General features: G+C 73.8%; 8 protein-coding genes. 5 read left to right on the top strand and 3 right to left on the bottom strand.

The genetic code is table 11. From position 1 onward, the window contains the following. Positions 1–18: 18 nt before the first annotated feature. Complete coding sequence (locus AB0F89_RS21545; RefSeq protein ID WP_367127300.1) at positions 19–2,190, bottom strand: hypothetical protein; 2,172 nt, start codon at positions 2,188–2,190, stop codon at positions 19–21. A gap of 82 nt (positions 2,191–2,272) precedes the next feature. After that, positions 2,273–2,764: a MarR family winged helix-turn-helix transcriptional regulator gene (locus AB0F89_RS21540; protein ID WP_367127299.1), complete on the bottom strand. Its 492-nt coding sequence runs from the start codon at positions 2,762–2,764 to the stop codon at positions 2,273–2,275. A 91-nt stretch (positions 2,765–2,855) separates the two neighbouring features. Here AB0F89_RS21540 and AB0F89_RS21535 point away from each other — a divergent pair, with 91 nt between their 5' ends. Further along, on the top strand, positions 2,856–3,401 hold the full coding sequence (locus tag AB0F89_RS21535; protein ID WP_367127298.1) for a YceI family protein: 546 nt from the start codon (positions 2,856–2,858) through the stop codon (positions 3,399–3,401). A gap of 360 nt (positions 3,402–3,761) precedes the next feature. Further along, a complete protein-coding gene (locus AB0F89_RS21530; protein ID WP_367127297.1) occupies positions 3,762–4,262 on the top strand; it encodes an ATP-binding protein in 501 nt (166 codons plus the stop codon). A gap of 54 nt (positions 4,263–4,316) precedes the next feature. On the opposite strand, the gene AB0F89_RS21525 is transcribed toward AB0F89_RS21530, so the two are convergent. Beyond that, a complete protein-coding gene (locus tag AB0F89_RS21525; RefSeq protein ID WP_367127296.1) occupies positions 4,317–5,159 on the bottom strand; it encodes an EamA family transporter in 843 nt (280 codons plus the stop codon). Between the two features lie 179 nt (positions 5,160–5,338). Here AB0F89_RS21525 and AB0F89_RS21520 point away from each other — a divergent pair, with 179 nt between their 5' ends. The 3 genes from AB0F89_RS21520 (at position 5,339) to AB0F89_RS21510 (ending at position 15,525) form a co-directional block, all read left to right on the top strand. Beyond that, complete coding sequence (locus AB0F89_RS21520) at positions 5,339–5,953, top strand: GTP pyrophosphokinase family protein (RefSeq protein ID WP_367127295.1); 615 nt, start codon at positions 5,339–5,341, stop codon at positions 5,951–5,953. Positions 5,954–6,513: 560 nt separating this feature from the next. After that, positions 6,514–7,782: a serine hydrolase domain-containing protein gene (locus AB0F89_RS21515; RefSeq protein WP_367127294.1), complete on the top strand. Its 1,269-nt coding sequence runs from the start codon at positions 6,514–6,516 to the stop codon at positions 7,780–7,782. 93 nt (positions 7,783–7,875) lie between these two features. Beyond that, positions 7,876–15,525: an amino acid adenylation domain-containing protein gene (locus AB0F89_RS21510; protein WP_367127293.1), complete on the top strand. Its 7,650-nt coding sequence runs from the start codon at positions 7,876–7,878 to the stop codon at positions 15,523–15,525. Position 15,526 lies beyond the last annotated feature (1 nt).

Below are 15,526 nucleotides of genomic sequence, written 5' to 3'. Positions count from 1 at the left end.
TCGCCCCTCGTGCTCAGGTCACTCCGCCGCACCGCGCCGCAGCCGCCGGTTGCGCAACGTCAGCAGCCACGCCGTGGCCAGCAGCCCGATGCCGCCGCCGACGAGTCGGCTGCTCTCCCCCGAGGGCAGGCTCCGGGGCTGGCAGATCCGGCCGCCGCAGGTCTCGGTGTCGCGGACCATCACGCTGCGGATGGCCGAGTCGACCGACCCAGAGCCGGTGGCGGCGTGCGCCCGCACGACGATCTGGTTGCTCCCGATGTCGACGTAGATGTTCGCGGACGTGGCCGAGCACGCGATCGGCTGCGAGTAGCCCTGCGTGAGGTTGACGATCTCGCACTGGCCGTCGTGGCTCGCCCAGTCGGCCGGCGGCGCCAGGTTCACCCGCCGGTCGAACACGTCGCCGGTCGGCGAGAACGAGGTGATCACGGCCGCGCCGGCCTGCGGCAGGCTGGGCGGCGGCGGTGGGGGCGGGGTGGTCGTGGTCGGCACGACCGGCGGCGGGGTGGTGGTCGTCGGGACGACCGGCGGCGGGGTGGTCGTCGTGGGCGGGGCCGGGGGCTTGGTCGTGGTGGTCGCCGCGACCGGGCGGACCGACCACGACGCGGTGCCGGGGTCGCCGAGGCCGAACCGGTTGTAGGCCGCCACCGCGACGTCCAGCTTCCCGCGGGAGCAGAACGTGGTGCCCGCGCACGGCAGCACCAGTTCCGCCGTCGTGCCCGCGACCCGCGTCTCCCGGGCGCCGCCCGAGAACCCGCCGCTGCCGGTCACCTGGTAGCCCGAGATCGGCTCGCCGCCGTCCGGCGCCGCGCTCCACGTCACCGCCACGGTGACGGACGTGCCGTTGTTGCCGCGCTGCGACACGGTCACGCCGGACGGGCGGCCGGGCGGGGCGCCGGGCACGCCGGCGCTCGGGGTCGTCGTGGGCACGGGCGCGGTCGTCGTGCCGCCGGTGTCCTGCGCGTTGCGGCCGTTGCCCCGGTCGTCCCGGGTGGGCGGGTCCGGGCGTGGCGGGGGCGGGCTCGGCACGGTCGGCATCGGGGGTCGTTCCGGGTCCACCACCGGCAGCTCCGGGCTGCGGATCACGACGCCGCGGGTGCGGCCGTCGGCGTCGACGATCACGCCCTGGTCGGCGCCCGGCGTGTTGATGAACAGCTTGCCGTCGTCGAACACCAGCGCCGGGTCGCCCGAGCCGCCCGTGCGCACGTCGTCCGCGCCGCGCCGACCGGACCGGTCGAGGACCACGACCTTGCCCGAACCGCGGCACGGCACGTAGACGCGTTCCCGGAACACGGCGGGCCGGCCCGGCTTGGAGCAGCTGAACTGCCCCATGTCGACCCGCACCACCTCGTCACCGCTGAGCAGCACGACCGCCGCCGCGTCCGGCACCGACGCGGGCACCAGGCCCGTCGGGCTGGTCTGCGCGGCCAGCACCTCGCCGCCCAGCGACGCGGTGCTCGCGGTGAGGTCGCGACCGGTGCCGTCGCGCACCACCACGCCGCCCTCCAACCCGAGCAGCGTCACGCCGCGCTCGTGCGGCACGAGCGCGGTGCGCGGGCCCGCGCCCGGCACCGGCTTGTTGGACCGCTCGGAGAACTCCAGGTCCTCTTCGGACCACTCCAGCGCGCGCAGGTTGCCGCCGTGGTCGACCGCCCAGACCACGCCGTCGTCGTCGACCACCACGTCGGCCAGCGGTTGGCCCGCGAGCCAGGGGGCGCCGATGTCGGCCAGCGTCACCGGGTCGGCGTTGTGCACCGACCCGGCCACGCGGTCGACCACGAAGACCCGGTCGAACGCGATGAGCACCTTCGCCGACGGGCCGGCGGGGGCCTGCCTGCGGCCCGAGGACAGGAGGGTGGCCAGGTCGATCACGGTGATCTGCCCGGTGCGGCGGTCCAGGACGACCAGCTTGTCGTCGGACTGGGCGATCTCCAGCTGCGCGTCCGCGCCGCTGACCTGCAGCCGGGTCTGGGGTTTGCCGGAGCTGGGGTTGACCTGCACGACCTCGCCGCGCTCGTCGTCGTCCAGCCAGGTGAGCCCGTCGGAGACCTCGACGGCGGTGCGCGAGATGCCGTCGCCGAGCGCGGCGCCGACCAGCAGCAACAGCCCCAGCGCGGCGGCGCTGACACCGGCCGACTCGCGTCGGCCCGCACCGATCGCCCGGCGCGCGATCCTGCCCAGCTTCGCTCCCACGGGCGGGATGCTAACGGCCCCGGGTGACGATCCGGCGTCGCTGTCCGGATCGGCCCCCGCCGCGGGGAACTGCCGCGGGGAACTAGAAGTCGGCCAGCTCGGCGCGCACCGCGGCGCACTCCGCCGTCAGGCCGTCGTCCACGGCGCGGCTGATCTCCGCCAGGGATCGCAGCTGTTCCGGCGTCAGCACGTCGAACAGGTGCTCGCGCACCGCCGTCACGTGGCCCGTCGCCGCCCGCTCCAGCACCGCGAACCCGGCTCCGGTCAGCGCCGCGATGGAGCCGCGCCGGTCCGACGGGCAGGCCCGGCGCTCGACCCAGCCCTCCTTCTCCAGCCGGGCCACCGCGTGCGACAGCCGTGACCGGGAGGAGTGGCACACCGCCGCCAGCTCGCTCATCCGCAGCGCCCGGTCCGGCGCCTCGGACAGCGCCACCAGGATCTCGTAGTAGGCCATCGGCATCCCGGCGTCGCGCTGCAGCTGCCGGTCCAGGTGCTCGGTGAACTTCGTCACGGCGGTCATGAAGGCACGCCAGACCTGCTGCTCCTCGGCGCTCAGCCACCGCACGTCGCTCATGCCTCCCATCATAGGTCCTTGTTGAACCTTCAACCAGGATGCGCTATGTTCTGTTGAGAGTTCAACCAGACCTACCCAGAAGGACCACTCAATGACCTCGCAGGCTGTGCAGATCCCCGGCTACCTCGTCGGCACGTGGGCGATCGACCCGGTGCACTCGGACGTCTCCTTCGTGGTCCGCCACCTCGGCGTGTCCAAGGTCCGCGGCCACTTCGGCTCCTTCGAGGGCACGATCGTGACCGCGGAGAACCCGCTGGAGTCGACGGTCAACGCCAAGATCGACGCCACCTCGATCGACACCCGCAACGAGCAGCGCGACGGCCACGTCAAGGGCGAGGACTTCCTCGACGTCGAGAAGTTCCCGGAGCTGACCTTCACCTCCTCCGGCGTGCGCGCCCACGGCGAGGGCTTCCTGGTCGACGGCGAGCTGTCCCTGCACGGCGTGACCAAGGCCGTGACCCTGGAGCTGGAGATCAACGGCTTCGGCGACGGCTTCGAGGGCGCGAAGGTCGCGGGCTTCTCCGCCTCCACCGAGATCAACCGCCGCGAGTTCGGCGTGACCGGCGGCCCGGCCGGCGCCGTCGTCGGCGACAAGATCACCATCCTGCTCGAGATCGAGGCCGTCAAGCAGGCCTGAGCTCGTCCCAGCACCCCGCGAAGGGCCCGTCGGCAGCCGACGGGCCCTTCGCGCTGCACGTCCCCGACCACCCCCTGCGCTGCGGATTCACGTCACACGCCCGAGCGAACATGAGCGGTCATTCCATTTCACCGCGCATTTCGGTAGTTTCCGGTCCGCCGCCGCGAACCGGGTGAACCGCACTCGGTGATGACCCGTAGTAGGTCGTGGGACTACGATTCCCTTTCGGTCAGCACTGAAGGCGTAGAACTCGAAGCGGACACGGTCCGCTCACGGTCGTAGACCACGTGGGTGACACCGGATGCACTCATGGCACCATCTGGCGCAGCACGCGCCGGACGCAGGCGAGGAGGATTCGGTGTGAACGGCCAGACCGAACAGGTCGACGACCTTCGACTCGTCGCGCTGCCCACCGCGGTGAACGTCGCGGACATGTTCGTGCGCTTCTCGCTCGGCGAGTGGCGCCTGCGGGCGATGCAGGACGAGGCCGCGCAGACCGTCCGCCGGCTGGTCGGCGCCGCGGTCGACGTGGCGGACCGCAGGGCGCCCGGCTTCCTGCTGGTGCGCCTGCGGCTGACCGGCGGCTACCTGGTGGTGGAGGTCGAGGGCAACCGCGTGGCGCTGCCGCCGGAGCTGGCGGGCACCCGCGCGGGCCTGGTCGACCTCACCGCGGGCGGCCACCTGGCGTGGTGCGAGCTGGCGCTGCCGTCCGGCATGAACGCCTCCGCCGTGCCGCTGCCGCGCCGCGAACCGCGCCGCTCCCCCGCCGCCGAGAAGATGGGCGACGAGCCGGACGTGGACCCCGAGGTCATCCAGCGCATCCTGTACGGCCTGGGCGGCGGGGCGCACCGCCCCGACTAGCACCGCCCCGACCGGCGGTGGGCCGACGCCGGACGGCGCCGACCCACCGGGGTGTCACCCGCGCGCGAGCGCGAGCAGGGCCAGCGCCAGCACGGCCATCCCGCACCAGGACGCGAGCGGCAGGCGTTCGTGCAGCACGACGACGCCCAGCACGGCCGCCACGGCGGGTTCGGCGAGCGTCAACGTGGTCGCCGCCGCCGCGCTCGTGCGCCGGAGCCCGTGACCGAACAGCAGGTACGCGGCGAACGTGGTGAACACCGCCAGGTGCGCGGTCACCGCGAGCCCGGCCGGGTCGGCCACCCACCCGACGCCGAGCAGCAGGAGCACCGGCAGCGTCAGCGCCGCCGCGCCGCCGAACACCGCGCCCACCACCGCCCGGGACGGGTGCCCGAGCCCGATCAGGTGCGCGCAGATCACCGAGTACGCGGCGTAGGACAGGCCCGCGACCAGCGCCAGCGCCACGCCGACCAGGTCGACGTGCGCGTTGCCGCCGCCCAGCACGAGCACCGCGCACCCGACCACGGCGGTCGACGTGACCAGCGGTCGGGAGCGCAGCCCCAGGACGATCGGCGCGGTGGCCAGCGCCACGGTGGTGGCGACCGCCACCCCGGTGCGCTCGACGGCCGGGTAGAACGCGAGCGCGTAGCCCGCCACGGTCAGCGCGCCGAGCAGCAGCAGCCGCCGGTCGGCGGTCCGCAGCACGGCGCGCGCGCCCCGGGCGGTGAGGAAGAGCAGGCAGCCGCCGAGCACCAGGCCCGCCGCGCCGACGGCCGAAGCCGGTGCGGAGGCGGGCGCGAGCGAGCTGGCGGTGCCGGTGGTGCCCCACAGGACGCACGCGGCCAGGATGGGCAGCGATCCTTGAGCAGGACGTGCTCGGACAACGGCAAGGGTCGACACTGGATCTCCGTTCGCGAGAAGAGGTGAGGGCGCGAACGGGCGCACTGCGCGATCAGGCAGGCGTGCGGGTGTGTGTCAGCGAGTGCGCCCGGTCAGGCGCACGGCGGCGGGAGGACCACGTGCCAGTGGGTGTTCACGACCGGCATCGTAGCCGAGCGGGGCCCCGGTATCGTGGGATCATGGACATCGGCGTCGCGGATGACCTGCTGCGGCGGTCCCTGGTGGTGTACAAGTTCGCGGTCGACGAGCTGATGACGAAGCTGCGCATCCTCAGCGAGGAGTTCGACCTCGTGCACCGGCACGACCCCATCGAGCACGTCACCCACCGGGTGAAGCGGCCGGACGCGATCCTGGACAAGCTCCGGCGCAAGGGGCTGCCCGCGGACCTGTCGCTGGCCGCCGAGCACCTGGACGACGTGGCGGGCGTGCGCGTGGTGTGCCCGTTCGTGTCCGATGTGTACCGGGTGCGCGACATGCTGGCCCGGCAGAGCGACGTGGAGATCCTGCGGACCAAGGACTACGTCGCCGCGCCGAAGCCCAACGGCTACCGCAGCCTGCACCTGATCGTGCGCATCCCGGTGTTCCTGTCCGACCGGGTGGAGCACGTGAAGGTCGAGGTGCAGCTGCGGACCATCGCGATGGACTTCTGGGCCACCCTGGAGCACAAGCTGTTCTACAAGTACGACGACCAGGTGCCCGCGGGCTTCGTCGAGGAGCTGACCGCCACCGCCGCCATCGCGGCCGAGCTGGACGCCCGGATGGAAGCCCTGCACCACGACGTCCAGCTCGACTGACCGCGCCCGCGCGGGCCGGTGCCCGCCGCGCCGCGGCCGGTGGGTCGACGCCCGGCGCGGGCGGTGTCCTCTGTGAACGGTGGGGTCCGCGGCGCGCGCGCCGGAGCGGTCGATCTTCCACCGGAGCCCGAGCCCGCCAACGCGCCGTGACGGACATCCGTCACCCAGCGCCACCGCGGCCCGGGAACACTACGGCCGGGTAACGCCAAACGACGTCCCGCGGCAAAGGTTACGGTGATCTCAAATATTGTGAGAAATTCATCCGGCGGACCGTGAAGCCATTTCATGGTCGCCTGTGCGACCGCTCACGTCTACCCCTGAAGGCGTTGACACCCGACTGCGAATAACCCTCGCGTACTGCGCTTCTATACGAGACCGGCTAGTCCAAACCCGACCGTTCGAGTGAATCGGGGGCGCTCTCCTCTGGCGTGGGGTCACGTTCTCCGCAAAATAGGTAATGACTATTCTGGGAATGCTCCGTTCGGCGGTCGCGACGATCTGCTGTCGACCGTCAATGTTGGGCACGCAGCCGTATTGGCTCATTCTCAGAGGACTCACGCATGGACACCCAACGGATCATCGCTCGATTAACGGCGCTCGTCCGCGAGCACCACGTCCCCGGCGCGCAGCTCGCCGTGCACCACGCGGGACGCACGTGGACGCACGAGGTGGGGCTGGCCGCCGATGCGGCCGTGCCCATCGGCTCGATCACCAAGACCTTCACCGCGACCGTCGCCATGGCCCTGGTCTCCGACGGCGACCTGGAGCTGGACGCGCCGCTGTCCGACCACCTGCCCGGCGTGGCCGACGAGCTCACGCTGCGCCACCTGCTCAGCCACACCGGCGGCCTGCCGTCGGACCCGGAGGACGTGCGCACCACGTCCCTGCGCCACCACGTGCGGCAGGCGCTGCGCGAGCTGCACCCGCTGCACGAGCCGGGCGCGGGCTTCTCCTACTCCAACATCGGCTACAGCCTGGTCGGCCACCTGATCGAGGTGACGACCGGGATGACCTGGTCGGAGGCGGTGGAGGCGGTCCTGCTGCGCCCGCTCGGGGTGCGCGCCGGGTTCACCACGAACCCGTCCGACGACGTGGTCAGCGGCCACGCGGTCAACCCGGGCACCGGCCGGGTCGTCCCGGTGGCGCAGTCGCTGGCCGCCGTCGACGCGCCCGCGGGCGCCCTGGCGGCCAGCGCGACCGACCTGGTCGCGTTCGGCCGGATGCTCGGCGGCGCGGCGCCGCACCTGATCGCCGCCGACGACCTCGCGCTGATGCGCGAGCCGGTCCGGCACGCCGAGCCGTTCGGCATGGCCGACGGCTGGGGCCTCGGCCTCGCGCTGTTCCAGCGCGACGGCGTCCGCTGGGTCGGCCACGACGGCACCGCCGACGGCACGTCCTGCCACCTGCGGATCAACCCGTCCGACGGCACCGCGGTGGCCCTGACCACCAACGGGAGCAGCGGTTTCGCCCTCTGGCGCGACCTGGTCCAGGACCTGGCGGACGCCGGCCTGCCGGTCGCGGACTACGACGGGATGAGCGGCCTGCGGCACCGCATCCCACCACCGCCGGACTGCACCGGCCGCTTCCGCAACGGCGACGTCGAATACGCGGTGCGGGCCGTGGACCGGGAGCGGTTGGCGCTCACCGTGGACGGCGAGCCGTTCGCGGACCTGTCGCTGTTCGATGGCCTGGTGTTCGCGATGCGCGATTCCGACACCGGTGACACCAACCAGACCGGGCGTTTCCTGCGCGACCCCGGCGACGGTGGGATCCGGTGGATCCAGATCGGTGGCCGACTGGCTCGCCGGCAGGTCGCAAAAACAGCCTGAAATCACGTTTAGCCCCCGCGCTTATCGGGTAAGGCGCGCCCCCGAGCCAGAAAGGCACTTCTCGCGATGACGCACGCCCGCACACTGCCGGAATTGATCGCCGCGCAGGCGCTGCGCACTCCCGACGCGCCCGCGGTCATATCCACCGACGCGGTGGTCGACTACCGGGAACTGGAGGAGCGGGCGAACCGGCTCGCGCACCTGTTGGCCGCCAAGGGGGCGCGGCGCGAACAGGTGGTCGCGGTGGCCATGCCGCGCTCGGTGGACAACGTGGTGGCCCGGCTCGCGGTGCTGAAGACCGGCGCCGCGTACCTGCCGATCGACCCGGCCTACCCGGCCGACCGGATCGCGTTCATGGTCTCCGACGCCGGGCCGCTGCTCGTGCTGGACGCCCTGCCCGGGCTGGACGGCCTGCCCGCCACCGCGCCCGACGTGGCGATCCGGCCGGAGGACCCGGCGTACGTCATCTACACGTCCGGCTCGACCGGCAAGCCCAAGGGCGTGGTCGTGCCGCACCGGGGCTTACCCGCCTTCTCGGCCGCCGAGGTCGAGCACTTCGACGTGCGGCCGGGCGACCGGGTGCTCCAGTTCTCCTCCCCCAGCTTCGACGCCTCGGTGCTGGAGCTGTGCATGGCCCTGCCCGCCGGCGCGGCGCTCGTGGTGCCGCCGCCCGGACCGCTGCTGGGCGACCAGCTCGCTCAGGTGATCGCGCAGTTCGGCGTGACGCACGCGCTGATCCCGCCGGTCGCGCTGGCCACCGTGCCGGACGTGGAGCTGCCGACGTTCCGCACGCTCGTCGTCGGCGGCGACGCGTGCCCGCCGGACCTGGTGGCCAAGTGGGCGCCGGGCCGTCGCATGATCAACGCCTACGGGCCGACCGAGTCCACCGTGGTCACCTCGTGGAGCGAGCCGCTGGAGCCGGGCGGCACGCCGCCCATCGGCAGGCCCGTCCCGGGCACCGAGGTCCGGCTGCTGGACGACGAGCTGCGCCCGGCCGCCGAGGGCGAGCTGTACGTGACCGGCGTCGGCCTGGCCCGCGGCTACCTCGGCCGGCCGGGGCTGACCGCGCAGCGGTTCGTGGCCGACCCGTTCGGCCCGCCCGGCGGTCGGATGTACCGCACCGGCGACGTGGTCCGCACCCGCGAGGACGGCCAGCTGGAGTTCGTCGGCCGCGCCGACCACCAGGTGAAGATCCGCGGCTTCCGGGTCGAGCCCGGCGAGGTCGAGGCGCTGCTGCGGCAGCACCCCGGCGTCGAGCACGCCGTCGTCATCGCCCGCGGCGAGCCGAAGCGGCTGGTGGCCTACGTGGTCGGCGGGACGGCGGGGCTGCGCGAGCACCTGGCGGCGAGCCTGCCGGACTACCTGGTGCCGTCGGCGTTCGTCGCGCTGGACGCGTTCCCGTTGACGCCCAACGGGAAGCTGGACCGCGACGCGCTGCCGGAGCCGGTCGTCGGCGACCTGCCGGAGGGTTACGTCGAGCCGCGCACCGAGGCCGAGCGCCGGGTGGCCGAGGCGTGGTCCGAGGTGCTGGGCGTGCCGCGGGTGGGCGCGCACGACGACTTCTTCGCCCTGGGCGGCGACTCGATCCTGGCCGTGCGGGCGCTGTCCCGGCTGGGTGGGCTGCCGGTCCGGGCGATGTTCGACCACCGCACGGTCGCCGCGCTGGCCGAGGCCGTGCTCGGGCACGACCGGGGCGAGGACCGCACGCCGATCCGCCGCGCGCCGAGGGGCGCGCCGCTGCCGCTGTCGTCCGCGCAGCGCAGGCTGTTCTCGCTGGACGCCGCGCCCGAGCAGAACACGTCGGTCGGCGTCCGGCTGTCCGGCCCGCTGGACGTGGCGCGGCTGGCGCGGGCGCTGGACGCGCTGGCGGCCAGGCACGACGCGCTGCGCACCACGTTCGACGTCATGGGCGACGAGCCGGTGCAGGTCGTCGCGGAGCACGGGGCGATCCCGCTGCGCGTGCTGACCGAGCCCGCCGACGCCGACGACCTCGGCCTGGCCGAGCCGTTCGACCTGCGCGCCGGGCCGCTGACCCGGGCCGTGCTGAGCCCGCTCGGCCCGGACGAGCACCTGCTGGTCCTGGTGCAGCACCACATCGTCACCGACGGCTGGTCGGTGCAGGTGCTGCTGGAGGAGCTGGCCGAGCTGTACGCGGGCGGGCAGCCCGGTGAGCCGGCCGTGCAGTACCCCGACTACGCGGTGTGGGACCGGGCCGGGACCGAGGGCGACCCGGGCTACTGGCGCGACCGGCTGGCCGGGATCGAGGCGCTGGACCTGCCGACCGACCGGCCGCGACCGCCGCTGCGCACCACGTCCGGCGCGGTGCTGCGCCGACCGCTGCCCGCCGACCTGGTCCGCAGGCTGGCCGGGGTCGGCCGGGCGCACGACGCCACCCTGTTCATGACGCTCACCGCCGCCGTGCAGGTGCTGCTGTCGGCGCGCAGCCGGCAGCGCGACATCGCCGTCGGCACGGTCAGCTCCGGCCGCGAGCACCCCGACCTGGACCGCGCGGTCGGCTTCTTCGTCCGCACGCTCGTGCTGCGCTCGTGGGTGGACCCGGACCTGCCGTTCACCGCGTTCCTGGACCACGTGCGCGACACCGCGCTGGAGGCGTACGCGCACGACGACGTGCCGTTCGACCGGGTGGTGGAGCAGCTGCGCCCCGACCCGGACCCCAGCCGCACGCCCCTGGTGCAGGCCGTGGTCGCGCTGCAGCAGCCGTTGCTGCGCGAGGGCGCGTTCGGCGAGCTGACCGCGGTCGAGCACGACCTGCCGCGGCCGGTGGCCCGGTTCGACCTCGTGGTGGAGTTCTGGCCGCGCGGCGACGACCTGGCGCTGACCGTCGAGTACAACACCGACCTGTTCGACGCGGGCACGGTCGAGTCGCTGGGCGACGACCTGGAGGCGTTGCTGCGCCTGGTGGTCGAGGACCCGGACCGCCCGCTGCGCGGGCTCGTGGAGCTCGACTTCGCGCCGGACGACTCGGTCCGCGTCCGCGGCGTCCGGGTGGACCCGGCCGAGGTCGAGCAGGCGATCCGGCGGCACCACGGGGTGACCGACGCGGCCGTGGTCGCGGTGGACGGCCGGCTGGTCGCCTACGTGACGCCCGACGTCGGCGCGTCCGCGCTGCGCGGCTTCCTCGGCCAGGTGCTGCCCGCGCACGCCGTGCCCGCGACGTTCGTCGGCCTGGACCACCTCGACCGCGACGCGCTGCCCGCGCCGCCCGAGGAGCGCGCCGAGGTCCGCTACGTGGCGCCGCGCACGCCCGTCGAGGCCGTGCTGGCGGAGGTGTTCGCCGACGTGCTCGGCGCGGCCAGGGTCGGCGTGCGGGACAACTTCTTCGAGCTGGGCGGCGACTCGATCCTGGGCATCCAGGTCGTCACCCGGGCCCGGCGCGCCGGTCTCGTGCTGACCTCGCGGGACATCTTCGCGCACCAGACCATCGCCGCCATCGCCCCGCACGTCACCCGCGACCTGCCGCCCGCCGCCGACCAGGGCCCGGTCGCGGGCGACGCGCCGCTCACCCCGATCCAGCGCTGGTTCCTCGACAGCCACACCGTGCGGCCCGAGCACTTCGACCAGTCCGTCGTCGCCGACCTGGACGACGAGGTCGACCCGGTCGCGCTGCGCGCCGCCCTCGCCGCGCTGGTCGGGCACCACGACGCGCTGCGCACCCGGTTCGAGGGCGACCGCCAGGTGGTCGAGGCCGCGACCGGCGTCAACCCGCTGGACCTGGCGGGCTTCGACCTCACCCGCGGCCCGCTGCTGCGCGCCGAGGTGCTGGACGGCCGGTCGGTCCGGCTGACCGCGCACCACCTCGTGGTCGACGGCGTCTCGTGGCGCGTGCTGGTCGAGGACCTGGCCACCGCCTACCGCCAGGCCCGCGCGGGCGGCACGGTCCGGCTGGGGCGCAAGACCACGTCGTTCCGGGACTGGGCGACCCGGCTCGCCGAGCACGCCACCGGCGGCTTCGACGCCGAGCTGGAGCACTGGGCGGCGGTGGCCGCCTCGCCGACCGACGTGCCGGTGGACCGGCACGGCCCCAACACGGTCGGCTCGCAGCGCGAGGTCACCGTGCGGCTCACCGCCGAGGAGACCGGAGCGCTGCTGCGCGACGTGCCCGGCGTGTACCGCACGCAGGTCAACGACGTGCTGCTGACCGCGCTCGGCCGGGTGCTGTCCGACTGGACCGGCCGGTCGCGGGTGCTGGTGGACCTGGAGGGCCACGGCCGCGAGGAGCTGTTCGACGACGTCGACCTGTCCCGCACGGTCGGCTGGTTCACCACCGTCTTCCCGGTCGCGCTCGACCTGCCCGAGGACGAGGACTGGGGCGTCGCGCTCAAGTCGGTCAAGGAGCAGCTGCGGGCCGTGCCCGGTCGCGGCATCGGCTACGGCGCGCTGCGCCGGCTGGCCCGCACCGCGCCCGCCTGCGACCCCCGGATCTCCTTCAACTACCTGGGCCGGTTCGCCGAGGACCAGCGGGACCTGGAGCTGTCCGCCGACCCGGCCGCGCCGCGCCCGCACCTGCTCGACGTGGTCGGCCAGGTGCGCGGCGACCGGATGGAGTTCACCTTCTACTACAGCGACAACACGCACGAGGAGGCCACCGTCGGCCTGCTGGCGGACGCGTTCGCCGCCGCGCTGCGCGGCGTCGTGGCGCACTGCGCCGAGCCGGGCGCGGGCGGCCGCACGCCGTCGGACTTCCCGCTGGCGCGGCTCACCCAGGACGAGGTGGACCGGATCACCGGCGCCGACGCCTACCCGCTCACCCCGATGCAGGCGGGCATGGTGTTCCACGGCCTGGGCGACCGGGGCGTGTACTTCCAGCAGACCACGTTCGTGGTCGACGGCGTGACCGACCCGGAGGTGTTCGCCGCCGCCTGGCAGCGGGTGGTCGACCGGACGCCCGTGCTGCGCAGCAGCGTGCTGTGGGAGGGCGTGCGCACGCCGTTGCAGGTGGTGCACGACGACGTCCGGCTGCCGGTCACCTTCCTGGACTGGAGCCACCTGGACGAGGGCGCCCGCGCCGAGCGGCTGCGCGAGCTGCTGGCCGACGACCGGGCGCGGGGCATGGACCTGGCCGCGCCGCCGCTGATGCGGATCGCCGTCGCCCGGCTCTCGCCCACCAGCGTGCAGGTGCTGTGGACGTTCCACCACGTGCTGCTGGACGGCTGGAGCGTCTTCCACGTGCTGTCCGACGTGCTCGACCCGGCCGGACCGGCGCAGCGGCCGCCGTTCCGCGACTACGTCGCCTGGCTGGCCGAGCAGGACGAGGCCGCGGCCCGGGAGCACTGGGGCCGGGCGCTCGGCGACTTCGACTCGCCGACCCCGCTGCCCGCAGACCGGCCCGCCGAGCACGGCACGTCCTCGCAGCGGCTGTCGGTCGAGCTGACCGACGCCGAGTCCGGGCGGCTGTACGAGTTCGCCCGCGCGCACCGGCTCACGCCCAGCGCGATCGTGCAGGGCGCGTGGGCGCTGCTGCTGGCCCGGTCCGCCGGTCGCACCGACGTGTGCTTCGGCGCGACCGTCTCCGGCCGACCCGCCGAGCTGTCCGGCGTGGACGCCATCACCGGCATCTTCATCAACACGCTGCCGGTGCGGGCCCGGGTCGACGGCGCGGCGCCGGTCGCGGAGTGGCTGCGCGCGCTGCAGGACGCGCAGGCCGAGTCGCGGCGGTTCGAGCACGTGCCGCTGACCGACATCCAGGCGTGCAGCGGCGTCGAGCGCGGCACGAACCTGTTCGACAGCGTCGTGGTGTTCGAGAACTACCCGGTCGAGCTGGCCGAGGACATGGGCCTGCGCGAGCTGTCCGCGGTCGAGACCACGAGCTTCCCGCTCAGCGCCACCGTCTACCCGGCCGACCGGCTCGGCGTGCTGCTGGGCTACGAGCCGGCCATGTTCGAGCGGGCCACCGTCGAGCGGCTGGGCGAGCGGCTGCGCCGGCTGCTGGTGCACCTGGTGGCCGACCCGGCCCGCCCGGTGGCCGACGTGCCGTGGCTGTCCGAGGACGAGGTCCGCCAGGTGGTCGTGGACTGGAACGGCACGCTGGTCAGCGAGCCGACCACGACCATCCCCGGGCTGTTCGCCGCGCAGGCCGCCCGCACGCCGGACGCCGTCGCGGTGACCTGCGAGGGCGAGCACCTGACCTACCGCGAGCTGGACGAGCGGGCGAACCGGCTGGCGCACCACCTGGTCGGGCTGGGCGCCGGGCCGGAGCGGATCGTCGCGCTGCGCCTCGGGCGGTCGCTGGACCAGGTCGTCGCGGTGCTCGGGGTGCTCAAGTCGGGCGCGGCCTACCTGCCGCTGGACCCGGCCTACCCGGCCGACCGGATCGCCGCGACCGTCGAGGACGCCCGGCCGGTGGCCACCCTGTCGGAGATCCCGGACCTGTCCGGGCTGCCGGCGACCGCGCCGGTCGTCGCGCTGCGCCCGGACCACTCCGCCTACGTCATCTACACCTCCGGCTCCACCGGGCGGCCCAAGGGCGTGGTCATCCCGCACGGCAACGTGGTGCGGCTGTTCAGCGCCACCGACCACTGGTTCGGCCTCGGCCCGGACGACGTGGTGTCGATGTTCCACAGCTACGCCTTCGACGTCTCGGTGTTCGAGCTGTGGGCCGCGCTGCTGCACGGCGGCCGGCTCGTGGTGGTGCCGCACGCGGTGTCCCGCTCGCCGCGCGACTTCGCCCGGCTGCTGGCCGACGAGGGCGTGACGATCCTCAGCCAGACGCCGTCGGCGTTCTACCAGCTCATCCCCGAGCGGCCGACCGGGCTCGCCCTGCGCTGCGTGATCTTCGCCGGCGAGGCGCTGGACCTGCGCAAGCTCGACGGCTGGGACGGCCCCGGCACGTTGGTGAACATGTACGGCATCACCGAGACGACCGTGCACGTCACCTACACCGAGGCCGACGGCAGCATCGGCGTGGCGATGCCGGACCTGCGGATCTACGTGCTGGACGAGGACCTGAACCCGGTGCCGCCGACCGTGCCCGGCGAGATGTACGTCGCCGGTCCCGGCCTGGCCCGCGGCTACCTCAACCGGCCCGGCCTGACCTCGTCCCGGTTCGTCGCCGACCCCTTCGGACCGCCGGGGACCCGCATGTACCGCAGTGGCGACCTGGCCCGCTGGGACGACACCGGCACCCTGCACTACCTGGGCCGGGCCGACCACCAGGTCAAGATCCGGGGCTTCCGGATCGAACTGGGCGAGGTGGAATCCGTGCTCCTGGCGCATCCCTCCGTCGCCCAGGTCGTTGTACTGGCGAACGAACAACGCTTGGTGGCGTACTACGTCCCGGAGAAGCCGACCACGGCGACGGAGCTGCGCGACCACACGGCCGAGGTCCTGCCCGACCACATGGTGCCCGCGGCGTTCGTCGCACTGGAAAGCATGCCGTTGACCGTGAACGGCAAGCTCGACCGCGTCGCGCTCCCCGCGCCCGAGCGCGACGCGGTCACGTCCACCGACTACGTGGCTCCCCGCACCGAGACCGAAGAGGCGATCGCGGCGATCTGGACCGACGTGCTCGGCGTCGGCGAGATCGGCGTGGAGGACAGCTTCTTCGCGCTCGGCGGCGACTCGATCCGCAGCCTGCACATCACGTCCCGGACCAAGGCGGCCTTCGGCGTCGACCTCTCGCCGCGCGACGTCCTCACCGCCCGCACCGTCTCCGCCCTCGCCGACCTGGTCGAGGACCTGGTGCTGGCGGACCTCGAAGCCCTCGCTGCCGACACGGAGGCGTGAC

It is taken from the genome of Saccharothrix sp. HUAS TT1, from assembly GCF_040744945.1.
Lineage (GTDB): Bacteria > Actinomycetota > Actinomycetes > Mycobacteriales > Pseudonocardiaceae > Actinosynnema.
Note: the sequence above shows the minus strand (reverse complement) of the source record. Positions and strands in the feature narration are given on the sequence as shown.

Excerpts from the sequence above, each read along its gene's own strand:
- AB0F89_RS21540 (WP_367127299.1), bottom strand. The coding sequence starts at position 2,764 with ATGAGCGACGTGCGGTGGCTGAGCGCCGAGGAGCAGCAGGTCTGGCGT.
- AB0F89_RS21535 (WP_367127298.1), top strand. The coding sequence starts at position 2,856 with ATGACCTCGCAGGCTGTGCAGATCCCCGGCTACCTCGTCGGCACGTGG.
- AB0F89_RS21520 (WP_367127295.1), top strand. The coding sequence starts at position 5,339 with ATGGACATCGGCGTCGCGGATGACCTGCTGCGGCGGTCCCTGGTGGTG.
- AB0F89_RS21515 (WP_367127294.1), top strand. The coding sequence starts at position 6,514 with ATGGACACCCAACGGATCATCGCTCGATTAACGGCGCTCGTCCGCGAG.